General features: G+C 64.3%; 20 protein-coding genes. 4 read left to right on the plus strand and 16 right to left on the minus strand.

Annotated elements, in window-relative coordinates; translation table 11 throughout:
* Nucleotides 1–28: 28 nt before the first annotated feature.
* The 8 genes from HBF25_RS05485 to ffh form a co-directional block, all read right to left on the minus strand.
* On the minus strand, nucleotides 29–652 hold the full coding sequence (locus HBF25_RS05485) for a phosphoribosylanthranilate isomerase (protein WP_166946960.1): 624 nt from the start codon (nucleotides 650–652) through the stop codon (nucleotides 29–31).
* Nucleotides 649–1,416: a tRNA pseudouridine(38-40) synthase TruA gene (truA, locus tag HBF25_RS05490; protein ID WP_166946961.1), complete on the minus strand. Its 768-nt coding sequence runs from the start codon at nucleotides 1,414–1,416 to the stop codon at nucleotides 649–651. Before truA ends, HBF25_RS05485 begins: the two co-directional genes overlap by 4 nt.
* A 268-nt stretch (nucleotides 1,417–1,684) precedes the next feature.
* Nucleotides 1,685–3,070: a class II fumarate hydratase gene (locus HBF25_RS05495; RefSeq protein WP_166946962.1), complete on the minus strand. Its 1,386-nt coding sequence runs from the start codon at nucleotides 3,068–3,070 to the stop codon at nucleotides 1,685–1,687.
* Nucleotides 3,071–3,200: 130 nt separating this feature from the next.
* Nucleotides 3,201–3,605, minus strand: coding sequence for a 50S ribosomal protein L19 (gene rplS / locus HBF25_RS05500; protein ID WP_166946963.1), 405 nt, complete (start codon nucleotides 3,603–3,605; stop codon nucleotides 3,201–3,203).
* Nucleotides 3,606–3,615: 10 nt separating this feature from the next.
* Complete coding sequence (gene trmD / locus HBF25_RS05505; protein ID WP_166946964.1) at nucleotides 3,616–4,398, minus strand: tRNA (guanosine(37)-N1)-methyltransferase TrmD; 783 nt, start codon at nucleotides 4,396–4,398, stop codon at nucleotides 3,616–3,618.
* Between the two features lie 19 nt (nucleotides 4,399–4,417).
* Nucleotides 4,418–4,933, minus strand: coding sequence for a ribosome maturation factor RimM (gene rimM / locus HBF25_RS05510; protein ID WP_166946965.1), 516 nt, complete (start codon nucleotides 4,931–4,933; stop codon nucleotides 4,418–4,420).
* A complete protein-coding gene (gene rpsP / locus HBF25_RS05515; protein ID WP_166699047.1) occupies nucleotides 4,933–5,184 on the minus strand; it encodes a 30S ribosomal protein S16 in 252 nt (83 codons plus the stop codon). Before rpsP ends, rimM begins: the two co-directional genes overlap by 1 nt.
* A 128-nt stretch (nucleotides 5,185–5,312) precedes the next feature.
* On the minus strand, nucleotides 5,313–6,692 hold the full coding sequence (gene ffh / locus HBF25_RS05520) for a signal recognition particle protein (RefSeq protein WP_166946966.1): 1,380 nt from the start codon (nucleotides 6,690–6,692) through the stop codon (nucleotides 5,313–5,315).
* Nucleotides 6,693–6,979: 287 nt separating this feature from the next.
* Between ffh and HBF25_RS05525 the strand changes: the two genes are divergently transcribed.
* Nucleotides 6,980–7,777, plus strand: a complete 798-nt coding sequence (locus tag HBF25_RS05525; protein ID WP_166946967.1) for a cytochrome C assembly family protein — start codon at nucleotides 6,980–6,982, stop codon at nucleotides 7,775–7,777.
* Nucleotides 7,778–8,001: 224 nt separating this feature from the next.
* On the opposite strand, the gene radA is transcribed toward HBF25_RS05525, so the two are convergent.
* The 8 genes from radA to HBF25_RS05565 all read right to left on the minus strand — a co-directional run bounded on the left by radA (nucleotide 8,002) and on the right by HBF25_RS05565 (nucleotide 15,603).
* Nucleotides 8,002–9,390 (minus strand): DNA repair protein RadA, encoded by a 1,389-nt coding sequence (radA, locus tag HBF25_RS05530; protein WP_166946968.1) that lies wholly within the window; start codon nucleotides 9,388–9,390, stop codon nucleotides 8,002–8,004.
* A 69-nt stretch (nucleotides 9,391–9,459) separates the two neighbouring features.
* The gene (gene alr / locus HBF25_RS05535; protein ID WP_166946969.1) at nucleotides 9,460–10,548 is read right to left on the minus strand and encodes an alanine racemase; all 1,089 of its coding nucleotides are present in this window, start codon (nucleotides 10,546–10,548) and stop codon (nucleotides 9,460–9,462) included.
* A gap of 102 nt (nucleotides 10,549–10,650) precedes the next feature.
* Nucleotides 10,651–11,616, minus strand: a complete 966-nt coding sequence (locus HBF25_RS05540; protein ID WP_166946970.1) for a CsgG/HfaB family protein — start codon at nucleotides 11,614–11,616, stop codon at nucleotides 10,651–10,653.
* A 191-nt stretch (nucleotides 11,617–11,807) separates the two neighbouring features.
* Nucleotides 11,808–13,232 (minus strand): replicative DNA helicase, encoded by a 1,425-nt coding sequence (locus HBF25_RS05545; protein ID WP_166946971.1) that lies wholly within the window; start codon nucleotides 13,230–13,232, stop codon nucleotides 11,808–11,810.
* Between the two features lie 573 nt (nucleotides 13,233–13,805).
* Complete coding sequence (gene rplI, locus HBF25_RS05550) at nucleotides 13,806–14,252, minus strand: 50S ribosomal protein L9 (protein ID WP_166946972.1); 447 nt, start codon at nucleotides 14,250–14,252, stop codon at nucleotides 13,806–13,808.
* Between the two features lie 110 nt (nucleotides 14,253–14,362).
* On the minus strand, nucleotides 14,363–14,593 hold the full coding sequence (gene rpsR / locus HBF25_RS05555; protein ID WP_166946973.1) for a 30S ribosomal protein S18: 231 nt from the start codon (nucleotides 14,591–14,593) through the stop codon (nucleotides 14,363–14,365).
* 17 nt (nucleotides 14,594–14,610) lie between these two features.
* Nucleotides 14,611–15,018 (minus strand): 30S ribosomal protein S6, encoded by a 408-nt coding sequence (rpsF, locus tag HBF25_RS05560; RefSeq protein WP_166946974.1) that lies wholly within the window; start codon nucleotides 15,016–15,018, stop codon nucleotides 14,611–14,613.
* Between the two features lie 258 nt (nucleotides 15,019–15,276).
* A complete protein-coding gene (locus HBF25_RS05565; RefSeq protein WP_166946975.1) occupies nucleotides 15,277–15,603 on the minus strand; it encodes a HesB/IscA family protein in 327 nt (108 codons plus the stop codon).
* A gap of 120 nt (nucleotides 15,604–15,723) precedes the next feature.
* Between HBF25_RS05565 and asnS the strand changes: the two genes are divergently transcribed.
* Genes asnS through HBF25_RS05580 form a run of 3 tightly spaced genes read left to right on the plus strand, consistent with a single transcriptional unit; the run spans nucleotide 15,724 to nucleotide 18,288 of the window.
* Entirely contained in the window at nucleotides 15,724–17,127 is a 1,404-nt protein-coding gene (gene asnS / locus HBF25_RS05570) for an asparagine--tRNA ligase (RefSeq protein WP_166946976.1), read from the plus strand.
* Nucleotides 17,128–17,144: 17 nt separating this feature from the next.
* A complete protein-coding gene (locus tag HBF25_RS05575) occupies nucleotides 17,145–17,948 on the plus strand; it encodes a MalM family protein (RefSeq protein WP_166946977.1) in 804 nt (267 codons plus the stop codon).
* Nucleotides 17,949–17,955: 7 nt separating this feature from the next.
* Entirely contained in the window at nucleotides 17,956–18,288 is a 333-nt protein-coding gene (locus HBF25_RS05580) for a hypothetical protein (RefSeq protein WP_166946978.1), read from the plus strand.
* Nucleotides 18,289–18,291: the final 3 nt, after the last annotated feature.

Genomic DNA, 18,291 nt, shown 5'->3' on the forward strand with positions numbered 1-18,291 from the left:
GCCTTTGGTCTACCTTCTGGGTGCCGCGTCAGGCGCTGGGGAGGGCGCGTACGGCGGTGATGAACCGCTCCATCTTAGCCCCATCCTTGATCCCCGGCGATGTCTCGATGCCACTGGAAACGTCCACGCCCCAAGGGCGGGCCGTGCGGATGGCCTCGCCCACGTTGTCCGGGGTGAGGCCTCCGGCGAGGATCAGCGGCTGGGTCAGGTCCGTGGGCATCAGCGACCAGTCGAAGCGCTGGCCGCTGCCACCCAGCTCGCCCAGGCCGTGGCCATCGAGCAGGAGTCCGGCGGCACGCGGATACGCGCGCAACCGCGGCAGGGCGGAAGCCCCCTCCCCCATGGCCACCGCCTTCAGGTAGCGCACGCCGAACGAGGCGCAGAAGTCGTCCGCTTCGTCGCCGTGGAACTGGAGCATGTCCGGGCGCAATACACGAATCACCTCGTCGATGTAGTCGCGCTCGTCGTCCATCACGAGTGCCACCGTCGTGACGAATGGCGGCACGGCATCGCGCAAGGCAGCGGCCGACACGGGATCGACGAAACGCCGACTGCGCCGGGTCATGACGAATCCGACGGCATCGACGCCCAACCGGGCGGCGAACTGCACATCGTCGATGCGGGTGAATCCGCAATACTTGAGCCGCGTCACAGCGTCACCTCGGGCGGCAGGCCCCAGTGGGCTTCGTACCTGGGGCCAAGGAAGGTCAGGCCTTCCGCCGGAGCGGTGGCCCCGGCCACCTCGCGATCCTGGCCTGCCAGCAGTTTGGCCATCCAGCCGGTTTCCTGCTCGCCACGTCCGATCGGAATCAGCGAGCCGACGATATTGCGCACCATGTGATGCAGGAAGGCATTGGCCTCGATCTCCACCACGACATGGATATCGTCGCGGAAGACGCGAATGGAACGCACGTTGCGGCGCGCATGCGCCGCCTGGCAGGAGACGGCACGAAAAGCCGAGAAATCATGTTCGCCGATAAGCGCCTGCGCTGCCTCGTGCATGCGGCTTGCATCCAGTGGCTTGCGCTCCCAGGCGACGAAGCGGGCATCGAGCGCGGGACGCACGTAACGGGGAAGCAGGCGATAACGATACTGCCGGGCACGCGCAGAGAAGCGCGCATGGAAGTCATCGGCCACCGGCTGCGCCCAGGTCACCGCCACGCTGCGCGGAAGGTTCGAACAGGCACCCAGCACCCAGCCACGCATGTCGCGGGCGACATCGGTATCGAAGTGCACCACCTGGCAGCGACCATGCACCCCGGCATCGGTACGGCCGGCGGCCGTCACCTCGACAGGCATGTCCGCCACCCGGGCCAAGGCATCTTCGAGGGCGCCCTGCACGGTCTTGCCATGGCTGAGGCGCTGCCAGCCGAGGAAGTCGGTGCCGTCATATTCGACGCCAAGTGCGATGCGCATAAGGCTATTCAGTGAATCGGGAAACGGCCAAGGTTACCACTCCCCCACCCAGGCCGCTGCAGGAGGCAACACAGGCTGATCGCCGCCGACACCGCCCAATGCAGGAGCGCGCCTTGCGCGCGACCGTGACCCGACGCGCCGCTACCGGAGAGGTAACGCCGATAACACTCCCACCTGTAGGAGCGCGCCTGCGCGCGACCGGTTGTCGCGAATGAATCCATCGTTCCGCACTACCGGTCGCGCGCAGGCGCGCTCCTACAGAAGGGGTTTAGCTGCCGCCGTGGATGCCGCCCTTGGTGAGGGTGGAGGGGTCGAGCAGCTTTGCCAGCTCGGCCTTCGAAAGGCCCGTGGTTTCGAGGGCCACGTCGAGGATGGGACGCTTCTCCTTGTAGGCCTGCTTGGCCGTGGCCGCACCCTTTTCGTAGCCGATGACGGGATTCAGGGCCGTGACCAGGATCGGATTCTTGTCCAGCGCCTCGCGCACGTGATCCTCGTTCACCTTGAAACCGGCGATGGCCTTGTCGGCGAGCAGCACACACACGTTTGCCAGGATCTCGATCGACTGCAGCAGGTTGTAGGCAATCACCGGCAGCATGACATTGAGCTGGAAATTGCCCGACTGCCCGCCGATGGCGATGGTCGCGTCGTTGCCGATGACCTGCGCCGCGACCATCGTGGCCGCCTCGGGAACCACCGGATTCACCTTGCCCGGCATGATCGACGAGCCCGGCTGCAAGGCCGGCAGCTCGATCTCGCCCAGGCCCGCCAGCGGGCCGGAATTCATCCAGCGCAGGTCGTTGGAAATCTTCATCACGGCCACCGCCAGCGCGCGCAACTGACCGGACAACTCCACGGGAGCGTCCTGTGCCGCCATGCCGGCAAAATAATTGTCGGACGACTCGAACTTCACGCCCGTGAGCTTAGTCAGCTCCACCGCCACGGCGGGACCGAACTTCGGATCGGCATTGATGCCGGTACCCACGGCGCTGCCACCCTGCGGCAGGCGACGCGTGCGCTTCAGCGTGTCGCCGATGCGCTCTTCCGCAGCTTCGATCTGTGCCGACCAGCCGGACAATTCCTGGCCAAAGGTGATCGGCATGGCGTCCATGAGATGGGTGCGGCCAGTCTTGACGACCTTCTTCAGCTCCTTGGCCCGCGTGTCGATCGTCTTGCGCAGATGCTTCAGCGCCGGCAGCAGCTTTTCGCTGGTGGCCAGCGTTGCGCTCACCAGAATGGCCGTGGGAATGACGTCGTTGGAGCTCTGCCCTGCGTTGACGTGATCGTTCGGATGCACCTTGTTGCCGGCCGCCTCGGCGAGGTGGGCAATCACCTCGTTGGCATTCATGTTCGAGCTGGTGCCCGAGCCGGTCTGGAAGACATCGATAGGGAAATGCTCATCGACCTCCCCGGTTGCCACCTTCGCCGCCGCCTCGCGAATCGCCTTGGCGGCTGCCTTGTCGAGATGCCCCAGCTTGACGTTCGCCTCTGCCGCCGCCGACTTGATGAGGCCCAGTGCACGGATGAACTCGCGCGGCATGGCCAGGCCGGAAATGGGGAAGTTGTCCACCGCCCGCTGGGTCTGGGCGCCATAAAGTGCCTTGGCGGGTACCTTCAACTCGCCCATGCTGTCGCGTTCGGTGCGGAACTTGCTCATGCGGGGAACTCCGGTGGGGGGATTTCCCTAAGGTAAGGCCTGTCGGAGCGCTTTGACAGGCGGGGCCGGGAAAAACGAAAAGCCCGCGATCGCTCGCGGGCTTTCGTTTGAAGCGATGCTTCCGGCCGGATTATTCGGCGGCGGCAGTCGCGGCAGCAGCCTTCTTCGCGGCCTTGGCGGCAGCGGCGGCGGCCACGTCTTCCTTGATGCGGGCAGCCTTGCCTTCCAGACCACGCAGGTAGTACAGCTTCGCGCCGCGGACCTTGCCCTTGCGCTTGACTTCGACCGAGTCGATGGCACGGCTGTGGGACTGGAACACGCGCTCGACGCCGGTGCCGTGCGAGATCTTGCGCACGGTGAAGGCGGAGTGCAGACCGCGGCTGCGCTTGGCGATGACGATGCCCTCGAACGCCTGGACGCGCTCGCGGTTACCTTCCTTCACCTTCACATTCACGACCACGGTGTCGCCAGGGCCGAAATCCGGCAGCTGGCGGATGATCTGCTCGGCTTCGAACTGTTGGAGGAGTTTGTTCATGACGCACCTGTCAATTTGTGTTGCAGCGGTCGTTACCGGCCGCTCCGTTTGGCCGTGCATACTCACGGCGGAATTCATCCAGCAATGCCCGCGATTCATCATCGAGTGCACGCTGCGTTAGTAGGTCCGGCCGGCGTAGCCAGGTACGACCCAGCGACTGCTTGCGACGCCAGCGGCGAATAGCCGCGTGATCGCCGGAAAGCAGCACCTCCGGCACGCCGCCCCACGCATCGTGATGCACGGGACGGGTGTAATGCGGGCAATCCAGAAGACCGTCCGAGAACGAATCCTGCTGGGCGGACTGCACGTCGTTCAACGCGCCTTCCTGCAGACGACCCACCGCATCGATAACCACCGCTGCGCCGAGCTCTCCGCCAGACAGCACATAATCGCCGATTGAAAGCTCTTCGTCGACCTCGTGCTCGATCAGGCGTTCATCCACACCCTCGTAACGTCCGCAGATCAGGGCAATTCGCGGCATTTTCGCCAGCGCTTCGGCCTTTTTCTGCGTCAACCTTTCGCCCTGGGGGCTGAGGTAAATAACATGCACCGGTTCCGGTGCCGCTTCTCGAATCGCCGCGAGCGTGGCTCGCAAGGGCTCGATCAGCATCACCATGCCTGGTCCGCCACCAAACGGGCGGCCATCCACGGTGCGGTAATTATCAGTGGCGAAATCGCGCGGGTTCCAGGCTTCCACCTGGAGCAGCTCACGCTGCTGCGCCCTTCCTACCACTCCGATCGCGGCCGACTGGCGGACGAAATCGGGAAACAGCGACACCACATCGATACGCATGATCTTCAGCAGCCGCCGTTCAGAACTCGGGATCCCAGTCCACCACGATGCGCCCAGCGTCGAAATCGACCGAATGCACGTAAGGGCCCTGGACGAACGGAACCAGTCGCTCCCTGTCGCCGTCCTTTACCACCATGACGTCGTTGGCGCCGGTGGAAAACAGATGGCTCACCCGACCGAGATGGACGCTTTCCGTGGTCACCACCTCGAGGCTTTCGAGGTCTGTCCAGTAGAACTCGCCCGGTGCGGGCGGCGGCAGTGCATCGCGCGAGACCGTGATCTCGCAGCCGACCAAGGTTGCCGCCTGGTCGCGATCCTCGATACCCGGCAGGGAGGCAACGATGCCCTTGCCCTGCGCGTGCCCGCGGATTCCGCTCATCTCCCGTTCCATACCCGGCGCGGTGAGCAGCCAGGGCTGGTAACGGAAGATCTGGATGCGGGGCTCGGTCCAGCTTTCGAGCTTGACCTGCCCCTGCACGCCATGGAGCCCGACAATGCGTCCTACGCGGACGCGCTTGACGGACCCTGTCGACATCAAGCTGCCAGCTTGCCGGCTTCCTTCACGAGAGCGCGGACCTTGTCGGTCAGCTGCGCACCCTTGGCGACCCAGGCCTGGACCTTGGCGACGTCGAGCTCGAGACGCTTGTCGGCGCCCGAAGCGACCGGGTTGTAGTAGCCCACGCGCTCGATGTTGCGACCGTCGCGCGGAGCGCGCTGGTCGGTCACGACGACGTGATAAAACGGACGGCCCTTGGCGCCACCGCGCGAAAGACGAATCTTAACCATAAGTTACGAGCTCCAGAATGCCGGATATCGGCAAGGCGCGCGCGAGAAGCGGGCGCGGTAAAGCGGTGAATTTTAGGGGTCGGTGTGTGGTGCGTCAAGGGGTTGGGCGGACGCCCCGAAGGGCGCGATCAGCGCGGCGGCATCATCCCACCCATGCCGCCCATGCCCTTCATGGCGCCACGCATCTGGCGCAGAAGGCCCTTGCTGCCGCCCTTGGACAGCTTGGACATCATCTTTTCCATCTGCATGTACTGCTTCAGCAGACGATTCACATCGGCCGGCTGGGTGCCCGAACCGCGGGCCACGCGAGCCTTGCGCGAGCCGTTCAGGAGATCCGGGTGACGGCGCTCCTTCTTGGTCATCGAGCCGATGATGGCGACCATCTTCTTCAGTTCGCCATCGTTGACCTTGGATTTCACGCTGTCAGGGATGCTCGACATGCCAGGCAGCTTGTCCATGAGACCGGCAAGGCCGCCCATGTTGTTCATCTGCTCGAGCTGATCTCGCATATCGTTGAGATCAAAGCGCTTGCCCTTGATGACCTTCTCGGCCAGCTTCTGGGCTTTTTCCTGGTCGACCTTGCGCTCCACTTCCTCGACCAGCGACAGGACATCGCCCATGCCGAGGATGCGCTGCGCCACGCGATCCGGATGGAACGGCTCCAGCGCGTCGGACTTCTCGCCCGCGCCCAGGAACTTGATGGGACGACCGGTGATATAGCGCACCGACAAGGCGGCACCGCCACGGGCGTCACCGTCGGTCTTGGTGAGTACCACGCCGGTGAGCGGCAATGCGTCGGAGAAGGCCTTGGCGACGTTCGCGGCATCCTGGCCGGTCATCGAGTCGACGACGAACAGGGTTTCGATGGGATCGATGGCGGCATGCAGGGACTTGATCTCCTGCATCATCGCTTCGTCGATATGCAGGCGGCCGGCGGTATCCACCAGCAGCACGTCGATCACTTCGCGACGGGCGGCCGCCACGGCGGCCCTTGCGATTTCCACGGGGTCCTGGCCGGCTTCCGAGGGGAAGAACGACACCTCGACCTGCGAGGCCAGCGTGCGCAGTTGCTCGATGGCGGCCGGACGGTAGACGTCGCAGCTGACCACCATCACGCGCTTCTTCTTGCGCTCCTTGAGGAAGCGGGCGAGCTTGCCGACCGTGGTGGTCTTGCCCGCACCCTGCAGGCCGGCCATGAGGACCACGGCAGGCGGCTGGGCAGCGAGGTTCAGTTCGCTGTTGGCGGCGCCCATGACGGCGGTGAGTTCGTCACTGACGACCTTCACCAGCGCCTGGCCCGGCGACAGGCTCTTCAGCACCTCCTGGCCGACGGCACGCACCTTCACGCGCTCGACCAGCGCCTTCACCACCGGCAGGGCCACGTCGGCCTCGAGCAGGGCGATGCGGACCTCGCGGAGGGTTTCACGGATGTTTTCCTCGGTCAGCCGGCCACGACCACGCAGGCGGTTGACGGTGTCGGAGAGGCGTTGGCTGAGCGATTCAAACATGGCGACCAGGCAATAAGCTGCGAAAACGCCAGATTATAGCTGTAGGAGCGTGCCCTGCGCGCGACCGGCCGGAGCGAGAGGTTCCCGCCCCCGGCGGTGCGCATGGGTCAATGGCGTCTGTCGTCAGCTACAGAACAGGCTCTTCGCCCTGCCCGGTCGCGCGCGAGGCGCGCTCCTACAAGGCAAGGCGATGCATTGTGGTCGGTGGTCAGGTGCAGGGGTGGGACGGAGGAAATGCCACTGTGTCGCATTCACGATACCTGGCCGCTATGCCACACTGCGTGTCCATGACCGTCACCGCCCTCTCGCTGGCCGCTATCGTCCTTTACCTGTGTTCCGCGGGCGTGCTCGCGCGGCCGCTGGTCACGGGTGCGCAACCACTTGCCCGTATCGGCATGACCCTGGCCGGCCTGGCGGCGCTCGCGCATGCTGCGGTGTTGCTGAGCGCCCATCGCGGCACGCTCGACCTGCACTTCTTCGCAGCCCTGTCGCTGGTGGCCTGGATCGCCTCGGCGCTAACCCTGGTGGTGAACCTTTCGCGCCCCGTGGCAGGCCTGGGCATTCTGATTTTCCCGCTGTCGGCCGCCTTCCTGGCCATCGATGCCTTCCTGGCACCGCGCACCGCGCCGGAGGCCATGAGCTGGCAGATCGAGCTGCACGTCACCATCGCCGTGTTCGCCTTCGGCATCCTCTCCATCGCCGCCGCACTGGCGATCCTGCTGGCGATCCAGGAGCGCGCCCTGCGCCGCAGCCGCTTCGGCCACTGGCTGCGCGCCCTGCCCCCGCTCACCCTCACCGAAGTACTGCTGTTCCGGCTGATCGGTGCGGGCTTCGTGCTGCTCACGCTTACCCTGATTACCGGCGCCCTGTTCGTGGGCAACCTGTTCAGCCAGCACCTCGTGCACAAGACGGTGCTTTCCATCCTGGCCTGGGTGGTGTTCGGGGTGCTGCTGTGGGGCCGCTGGCGTCATGGCTGGCGCGGCATTCGCGCGGTGAACCTCACCCTGATCGGCATGGGCATCCTGCTGCTGGCGTTCTTCGGCACGAAGATGGTGCTGGAGCTGATTCTGCATCGGACACCTTAGGCGGTTGTGATGGCGGTTTCGCTTTCACTCCGCTGATTCGTCTGCAACGCGTGATCCGGGGGCAATCGCTTCGACCGGTCGCGCGCGAGGCGCGCTCCTACAAAAGCCGCCGCGCGCGCCCTACAAAAGCCCCTCCCCTGTAGGAGCGCGCCTTGCGCGCGACCGCTCCAGGCAGGTGAACAGCCGCAGGCACAACGAATAGCCCCATCCCAAAACCACCCTACCTACTCCCGGCTCGCATCAATCGCCTGCGACAGCCGCTCCACGCCAATCACCTCCATATCGCCCACCTTGCCCCTCTTCGGCGCGTTGGCGGCCGGAACCACTGCACGGCGAAAACCATGCGTCGCCGCTTCTTTCAGGCGCTCTTCGCCATTGGGCACGGGACGGATCTCGCCTGACAGGCCCACCTCACCAAAGGCAATCGTCTTCTCCGGCAGCGGACGATCACGCAGGCTCGACAGCACCGCCATCAACACCGGCACATCCGACGCCGTCTCCTGCACCCGGATGCCACCCACCACGTTGACGAAAACGTCCTGGTCATACGCCGCGACACCGCCATGCCGATGCAGCACGGCCAGAAGCATCGCAAGGCGATTCTGCTCCAGGCCCAGCACCACGCGACGCGGATTGCCCAGCGACGACTGGTCCACCAGGGCCTGCACTTCCACCAGCAGCGGACGCGTACCCTCGCGCGTCACCATCACCGCACTGCCCGGCGTAGGTCCGGAGTGTGCAGAAAGAAAGATCGCGGATGGATTGGGCACTTCCCGCAGGCCCTTTTCCGACATGGCGAATACACCCAGCTCGTTCACCGCACCGAAACGGTTCTTGAAGGCACGCAGCACACGGAAACGACTGCCGGATTCGCCCTCGAAGTACAGCACCGCATCGACCATATGCTCGAGCACGCGCGGGCCGGCGATACCGCCCTCCTTCGTCACATGTCCCACTAGGAAGACCGACGTACCCGTTTCCTTGGCAAAACGGGTGAGCTTGGCCGCCGACTCGCGTACCTGGCTGACGGAACCCGGCGCCGCCGTGAGCAGTTCGGTCCAGATCGTCTGGATCGAATCAATGACCAGCACCCGCGGGCGCGCGGAAGCTGCCTGTTCCAGGATGCGCTCGATGCAAGTCTCCGCCAGGGCGTGCAGGGGCCCGAGCGGCAGGTCGAGGCGCTGAGCACGGCCGGCCACCTGGGCCAGGGATTCCTCGCCCGTCACATAGAGACTGGGCAGCGCCACGCCCAGCGTGCCGAGCATTTGCAGCAGCAGGGTGGATTTGCCGATACCCGGATCGCCACCGATAAGCACCACCGAACCATCGACGAGGCCGCCACCCAGCACGCGATCGAGCTCGCCGATACCCGTATGCGTGCGCGCCTCGGCCGTGAGCAGCACTTCCGTGAGCGGCGTGATCCTTGGCGCGCCGGCAGCCGCGCCCGCGTAGCCCCCACGCTTCGCCCCCGCGGAGGCCACGGCCGGGCGCGCAGGCTGCACCACGAATTCGGAAAGGACATTCCACTCGCCGCACTCGGCGCACTGGCCCTGCCATTTGCTGTGTTCCGCACCGCATTGGGTGCAGACATAGGCGGTTTTCGCCTTGGCCATCGGATATTCCGTCGATCGATCGAAAGGAAGCTATATACCCTGTCGCCGTCGCAGGAAGCGATACGCAGCCTAGCTTTCGTCTTCGACGAAGAGTACGCGCCGCGTCATGCCACAGGTGAGGTCATAGGAGATGGTACCCGCCGCCGCAGCCACGGTCTCGACCGGCAGGCCTTCGCCCCATAGCGTCACGCGGTCACCCACCCGTGCCGCGGGCACGTTGCGCAGGTCGATCGTGATGAGATCCATCGAAACGCGACCCACGATGGATGCCCGCAGCCCGTTGACCAGCACCGGCGTGCCGATGGCGGCGCTGCGCGGATAACCGTCGCCATAGCCGATGGCGGCCACGCCAACGGCCATGTCCTCAGGGCACTCGTAGGTGCCGTTGTAGCCGACACGCTCGCCCCTGGCGAGACGATTGATCGCCACCAGGCGGGTGGTAAGCGTCATCGCCGAACGAAAGCCGAAATCCGCACCTGATTTCCCATCGACCACAGAAAGACCGTAGAGAATGCCGCCCGTCCGCACCCAGTCGGCCCGCGCATCCGGCCAGCCGAGCACGGCGGCGGAGTTGGAAAGCGCGCGCGGGCCGGACAAGCCTTCGGTAACTTCACGAAAGCGTGCGATCTGCAAGGCGGTGTCTTCGCCCTGAAAGTCCTCAGACGACGCGAAATGCGTCATCAGGCCGACCTCGTCATCCACGGCCGGCATCGCGCGCAGCGCAGCATGCACCTCGCGGGCCCGGCCCGGTGCAAAACCCAGCCTGTGCATGCCCGTATCGATCTTGACCCATACGCGCAAGCGCCCGCGCACGGGATCCGCCTTCGCCAGCCAGGGCAACTGCTCGTCGTGATGGATCAACGCATCCAGTTGCAGGCGCTGCATTTCAGCGATGTCGGAGGGCGTGTCCGGCCCCGACAGCACCACGATGCGCTGCTTGTGCCCTGCCGCGCGAAGGCGCAGGCCATCGGCGATGGCGGCCACGGCGAAGGCCTCTGCATCGGCATCCAGCGCACGTGCCACGCGTTCGAGGCCGTGACCGTATGCATCGGCCTTCACGACCGCCATGACTTTCGCGTCGCCTGCGAGCTTGCGCACCCTGGCAAGGTTATGGCGCAAGGCGCCCATATGAATGGTGGCGACAGTGGTACGACTCATGGACAACCGGGTTCTTGCGAATGACAGCCCAGTCTAGCCGCAACCAGCGGGCCATCGCATGGCGCGAATATGGCGGACGGCGGCCCGTCCGCCATAACGGCATCAGTGTGCGAGGTCGAAGTTCTCCGACGAGACCCAGCCACGATTGCCATGCTCGTCGTCCACTTCCCACATCAGGCCCGAGCGATTGCCCGTGGGATAGACCATCATCCCCGGCTCCAGCGAACGCACCACCGCACCCCCCGTGGGCGCTGCCGTCATGCGCGAGGCCACCCGCATCGCCCCCGTCTGTCGACTGTTGGCCGCGGAGGCATTCGCCGGCAGACCGCCGAGCTCGGTGACCAGCTTCGTGTAGGCATCGAGATAGGCCAGCGTGATGACCTGGCCTTGCGTGGTGTTGGCGTATGCGCCCACGCCCGCAGCACCGAGACCCGAGGTGCCCCAGAAGGATCCCTGGGCGCCAAAGCCGATGTCGTGCTTTTCGCCATGCCCTTCCGTCATCGCTACCTGCTCCGACGAGCGCACGTCCGTAACGGTAAGAACGACATCGGCCGTCTTGGAATTGATATTGATCGAACCCAGCAGCTTACCTGTCGTCCCACCGACGAGCCCCTGGGCGAGTGCACCGATGCCACCACCGCCTGCATCACGGTTGCTGGCAACCAGATCGGGAACCATCACATAGTCGGCCGCCTTGATCTGGCCTTTGCCGAGGTTCGAACCGCCGCGCAGTTCACCGCCCGCGGCCAGGTCACGCTCACGCATCGCGGCATTCATGCCCATGCCGCGATCCACAAGCGTGAAACACCCGGATTTGGCGACAAATACCTTGATGAGCTTCGTGGGCGAAGGCAGCTGCTGCTGCGTCCACCAGTGAACGCTGCCTTCGGGCTCCACGACCGAAAGACTGCCGAGCTTCTTCGAGCAGTGTGGAATCTGTGCTTCTTTTGCTTCCCGGTCGCGCTGCCCCTGCTTGACCAAGGGGTTCGAAGCGTCGCATGCGCCCAGCATGAAGGTGCAACCGACCGCCACGGCCGTGATGGCCGCGGTCCTGATGGAAAAATCCATGATGAGTCCCTGTCCTGTCCGCCCGCTGAGTCATGCCTGTCCCCGTACGGGCGCTCCGGAGAGAGGCGACGCAAGAGGCAGGCATGCTAGCGACTGGGGTGCTACGAACTACATAGGACTAGTCTGAAAATGCTGCAGGATTTCGCGGATTATCTCAGTCAGTCATAGACGGGATGTATGACTGCAAGGCGTTACTCGAAGCTGCCGACGTACGAATCGGGCGCCCAGTTCTCGAACTTCGTGTAGTGACCAAGGAAGGCCAGCTTCACGGTATCCGTCGGGCCGTTACGCTGCTTGCCGATGATGATTTCGGCGAGGCCCTTGTCCGGCGATTCCTTGTTGTAGTACTCGTCACGGTAGATGAACATGATCACGTCCGCATCCTGCTCGATAGCGCCGGATTCACGAAGATCGGACATCATCGGGCGCTTGTCCGCACGCTGCTCCAGCGAGCGGTTGAGCTGCGACAGCGCGATCACCGGCACGTTCAGCTCTTTCGCCAGCGCCTTGAGGCCACGGGAAATCTCCGAGATTTCCGTCGCGCGGTTTTCGCTGTGCCCCGGCACCTGCATGAGCTGGAGGTAGTCGATCACGATGAGGCCCAGGCCATGCTCACGCTGGAGACGGCGCGAGCGCGAGCGCATTTCCACGGGCGACATCGCGGGCGTGTCATCGATGAAGATCTTTGCATCGGACAGCATGGTGATCGCCGAGGTGACGCGCGGCCAGTCTTCTTCCGCAAGGTCGCCGTTACGCAGATGCTGCGCATGAATACGGCCCAGCGATGAAATCAATCGGAAGGCCAGCTGCGACGCCGACATTTCCATGGAGAACACGGCTACCGCCTTCTTCCCGCGCATGGCGGCAGCTTCGGCGAGATTCAGCGCAAAGGCTGTCTTACCCATCGACGGACGCGCTGCCACGATGATGAGATCGGATGGCTGCAGGCCCGAGGTCAGTTCGTCGAGATCGGTAAAGCCCGTCGACAAACCGGTGAGCTGACCGCGCTTTTCGTAGCGCTCGGAGAGCTGGCGGAAAGCCTCGCCCACGGCCTCGCGCATGGACACGATATCTTTCTTGCCACGCGCTCCGGATTCCGCGATGCGGAACACGCGCTGCTCGGCGAGCTCCATCACCTCCTGCACGCTCTTGCCTTCCGGGCGGAAGCCATCTTCCGTGATAGACGTGCCTGCGTCGATCAACTGTCGCAGCACGGATTTCTCACGGACGATGTCGCCATAGGCCGCGATATTCGCGGCACTGGGCGTCGAGTTCGCCAGCTCGATCAGGTAGGCGGCGCCGCCCACCATTTCGTCCATGTCGTTGGAGAGGAACCACTCACCCAGCGTGATGGCGTCGCAGGGCATGCCCTTGCTGGCCAGCTCGTTGATCGCGCGCCAGATCAGGCGATGATCGCGACGGTAGAAATCCTCGTCCGTAAGTTTGTCGGCCACCTTGTCCAGCGAATCCGGCGACAACATGAGACCGCCGAGCACCGCCTGCTCAGCCTCGATGGAATGAGGCGGCACGCGCAACGCGTCGATGGCCGAAGGTTCGCGACGACGGCGGCGCTCACCGCGCTCGCCCCGCTCACCACGCTCGGGATTGAAGGACATGGATTACCTCGTTTGCAGCAGGCGCCGGCCCGGGACGGGGTGGCGTGAGGACGATGATACGCGGGCTGGGCGTGAAGCGAAGGGCCGATGTGACGTGTTCACGAAAACCGGGAACTGGGGCGCTGGGTTCCAGCTTTCGCTGGAACGACGGCTTCGGGTGGGCTGCCGCCACCTACCTACCCGTCATTCCTGTGAAAACTGGAACGACGGCTTCGGGCGGGTTACCGCCACCTACCTACCCGTCGTTCCTATGAAAACCGGAACGACGGCTTCGGGTGGGTTGCCGCCACCTACCTACCCGTCGTTCCTGTGAAAACAGGAACCCAGCGCCCCGGTTCACCAGTACAGCGAACGCGCTACATCGGCTTTCACGCAGGGCGGACTGTCGCGACAACCGATTGCACCGCGCTGGGTTCCAGCTTTCGCTGGAACGACGGCTTCGGGTGGGTTGCCGCCACAACCGATTGCACCGCGTTGGGGTCCAGCTTTCGCTGGAACGACGGCTTCCCTCACCCATCAAAGAAAACGGGCGCCACCAGGGCGCCCGTCTCAGGATCAGCGGTGGTGCGGTGCTTACGCGCCGACGACCTTGACCTTGACCGTCTGCTGCACGTCGGCGTGCAGGCTGACGACGACTTCGAACTCGCCGACATTGCGGAACGGGCCTTCGCTCTGGATGACTTCGCTCTTGTCGACTTCCTGACCCTGCGCGGTGAGGGCTTCGGCGATATCACGCGGGGTGACCGAGCCGAACAGCTTGCCTTCCGGCGAAGCGTTCACGGCGATCGTCACTTCCACGCCTTCGAGCTTGGCCGCACGACCCTCGGCACCGGAGAGCTGCTCCTTGGCCTTGGCTTCGTATTCGGCGCGACGGGCTTCGAACGCAGCGATGTTCTCGGCGTTGGCGCGAGCGGCCTTGCCGGTCGGGAGGAGGAAGTTACGACCGTAACCCGGCTTGACAGTGACCTTGTCGCCGAGGTTGCCGAGGTTCTTCACCTTCTCGAGGAGAATGAGTTCCATGGGATATTCCTATTCTTTCGTTAGCACGGGAGTGGCCCCGCGCAGCCAGGACGGTTGTCCGAAAATGCCTGAGATGAAGCCCCTGACCTTGCGGCAGGTGCTTCACGGGATCAGACGTCGTGGTTGTCGGTGTACGGCAGCAGCGACAGGTAACGGGCGCGCTTGATAGCGGTCGCCAGCTGACGCTGGTAACGGGCCTTGGTACCGGTGATGCGGCTCGGGACGATCTTGCCGTTTTCAGTGATGTACTGACGCAGGGTGTTGAGATCCTTGTAATCGATCTCTTTCACGCCTTCAGCGGTGAAACGGCAGAACTTGCGGCGACGGAAAAACTTGGACATGGCTTCAGATCCCCGGATTAGTCGTCGCTGTCGCGATCGTTGTCGTTGTCAGCGCTGTCGCGGCTATCGTCGTCACGGCGACGCGAACCCTTCTGCTCGTCCTTTTCCTTGCTCTTGAGGATGAAGGACTGCTCGGTGTCGGCTTCGTCGCGACGGATGACCAGGTGACGCAGAACGGCGTCGTTGAAACGGAAACCCGTCTCGAGCTCGTTCAGGACATTCTGGGAAACCTCGATGTTCAGCATCACGTAGTGAGCCTTGGCGAGGTTCTCGATCGGATAGGCCAGCTGGCGGCGGCCCCAGTCTTCGAGACGGTGGATCTTGCCGCTGTCGCCTTCGATGAGCGTCTTGTAACGCTCGATCATGGCGGGCACCTGTTCGCTCTGGTCCGGGTGGACCAGGAACACGACTTCATAATGACGCATGGTGGCTCCTTGTGGATGCACCCCTCTCGGGGATGGCAGCCTCCCGGGTGTGACCGGTGAGGCAAGAAACCCCTCCGGATGGAGAGGTAGCCGCGCATTGTAAGGAGAAACGGGGGCTTACGGCAAGCCTTGCCTCAACGCCTGTCTACTTCTGTAGGAGCGCGCCTTGCGCGCGACCGGTGTTGCAGATACCCGGAATCCACCGCAGCCCCGGTCGCGCGCAAGGCGCGCTCCTACAGGGGCCGGCGACCGGGGGAATCAGGCGACCGTGAAGGACTCGCCGCAGCCGCATTCGCCCGTGGCGTTGGGATTGTGGAAGACGAACGAGGCGTTGAGGCCCTGGCGCTCGAAATCGATGACCGTGCCGTCAACCAGAGGCAGGCTCTTGGGGTCGACCACGACACGCACGCCGTCGAGATCCAGCACCGCATCGTCATCAGCGATGGCGCCGGCCAGGTCCACCACGTAGCCGAAACCCGAGCAGCCCATCCGCTTCACCGAAAAACGCACGCCCACCGCCTCGGGGGCCTTCGCGAGGAAGGAGCGCATGCGGTCGGAGGCGGCGGGGGTGATCTGGATGGTCATGAAAGCATATTCCGGGCGTGGTACAGACGGCGGACGGTGCCGTTCAACCGACCATTACACTATCATGCCGGGTCGGCTCATATGCGCCTATGTAGGGCGCCCCTTCTGGAGTTTCAATCGATGACGGTGGTAAGCGTCAAGCAGGCCCTCGCCGGCGGCACGGCCGCGGCGGATCAGGAAGTCACGGTGCGCGGCTGGGTCCGCACCCTGCGCGAGTCCAAGGGTGGCCTGTCCTTCGTTAATGTGAGCGACGGCTCGTGCTTCGCCCCCATCCAGGTGGTTGCCACCGCCGATCTCTCCAACTATGAGACCGAGGTGAAGCACCTCTCGGCCGGCGCAGGCGTCATCGCCACCGGCAAGCTGGTGCCCTCGCAGGGCAAGGGCCAGGCCTTCGAGATCCAGGCCACGAAGCTCGAGGTCACCGGTTTCGTCGAGAACCCGCTCACCTATCCTATCCAGCCCAAGCAGCACTCCATGGAATTCCTGCGCGAGGTCGCCCACCTGCGCCCGCGCACCAACCTGTTCGGCGCTGTGACCCGCGTGCGCCACACGATGATGACGGCTATCCACCGCATCCTCACCGAGCAGGGCTTCTTCTGGATCAACACCCCGATCATCACCACCTCCGATGCCGAAGGCGCGGGCGACATGTTCCGCCTGTCCACCCTCGACCTCGCCAACCTGCCGCGTGACGACAAGGGCGGCATCGACTGGAAGAAAGACTTCTTCGGTCGCGAGGCCTTCCTCACCGTGTCGGGCCAGCTCAACGTCGAAGGCTATGCCATGGCGATGAGCAAGGTGTACACCTTCGGCCCCACGTTCCGCGCCGAAAACTCCAACACCACCCGCCACCTGGCCGAGTTCTGGATGGTGGAGCCCGAGGTGGCCTTCGCCGACCTCAACGACATCGCCGACTTGGCCGAGCTGTTCCTGAAGGGCATCTTCAAGGCCGTGCTCGATGAGCGCGCGGACGACATGGCGTTCTTCGACGAGCGCGTGATGCCGGGCGCCATCGCCCGCCTGGAAAACTTCATCGCCCAGCCGTTCGAGCGCATCGACTACACCGATGCCATCACGATCCTGCAGAAGTCGGGCAAGAAGTTCGAGCACGCCGTCGCCTGGGGTGTCGACCTCCAGACCGAGCACGAACGTTACCTCGCCGAGGAACATGTGGGCCGTCCCGTGGTCGTGATGAACTACCCCGAGGAGATCAAGGCGTTCTACATGCGGCTCAACGACGACGGCAAGACCGTGGCCGCCATGGACGTGCTGGCCCCGGGCATTGGCGAGATCATCGGCGGTGCCCAGCGCGAGGAGCGCCTGGACTACCTCGACCGCCGCATGGACCAGTTCCACCTCGACAAGCAGACCTACGACTGGTACCGCGACCTGCGCCGTTATGGCACCGTGCCCCATGCCGGCTTCGGCCTGGGCTTCGAGCGCCTGCTGGTATACGTCTGCGGCCTGGCCAACATCCGCGACGCCATCCCGTATCCCCGTGCGGCAGGGAGTGCCGAATTCTGAGTTCGCAAGACGAGACCATGCTCCCTTCCGCCCCCCGTATTGTCCTGCTCACCGCCGCCCTGGTCACCCTGGGCGCCTGCCGTACCATCGTGCCGCCGAACTTCCGGCCGCCCGAGAATCCCAGCAGCAGCATCAACGAGGCGCGCAAGACGCTGGACGACGCCTCGCCCTGCTGCGGCAGCTTCGCCGACCTGTCCTACCAGGACATGCTGCCGTGGCAGCCGCAGCGCTTCGAACTCAGCAAGGACAGCCCGGTCGCCAATCTCAACGGCGACCGCAGCTACTTCCTGGCCTTTCGCCTTCCGCAGGGTGCGCAGCTGCCGTACACCATTGCGATGAAGTCCGAGCTCAATGGCCGCTGGCTCAGCTCCAGCTACCTGTTCGCGCCCACCCTGGTACTTCTGGACGACGCTTTCCAGCCGCTGCATTCCGAAGACATCCAGCTGTGCGAATACATCGGCTGGACCAGCGAAACAACCGGCGCGTTCGGCAAGTTCAAGGTGGATGACGAGAAAGCCCGCTACCTGGTGGTGTATTCCTCCACCAAGCAGCAGAAAAGCCAGACCTACTGGGAGCAGTCGCCCACCACCTTCTCGGCCGAGGCGCCGGTGAAGATGAACTCGGCCGGCAGCTTCAAGATCCAGCATGGTCCCGACGGCGTGCTGTTCCTGGGCATGCAGAACGACACCTACAAGAAGGCCATCGGCAACGCGGTGTGCTCCAAGGCACCGCAGGGCAATGGCGTGATCTCCACGCTTCGCGACGTCGTCAGCACCGACCTGCTCGGCGACGACAAGCAAAAGAAAGAGAAGGGCGGCTGATCCAGCCATGCAGACCACGGTCATCCTGTACCTCCTGCTCCTGCTGGGAGCCATCGCCTTCTTCGTGCTGCACCTGATCGCGCAGTGGCGTTTCGCCGCGCGCCTGCGCAAGCACTATCCCGATCAGTGGAAAACCATCATCGAGGCCGACACCGGTCGTCCGAACGGGCTGGCCAACTGGCTGCGCATCCGTCGCGTGCTACGCTCGGACGCCCCGGCCCTGTTCAACGACACGGCGCTCACGCGCTGGCAGGGTTGGTGGCGGCGCACCCCGTGGCTTGCATGGCCGTGCTGGCTCGCCGCCATGGCACTACAGTGGTGGGCCATAAAACAGGGCTGAAGA

The sequence above is a fragment of the Luteibacter anthropi genome, from assembly GCF_011759365.1.
Taxonomy (GTDB): domain Bacteria; phylum Pseudomonadota; class Gammaproteobacteria; order Xanthomonadales; family Rhodanobacteraceae; genus Luteibacter; species Luteibacter anthropi.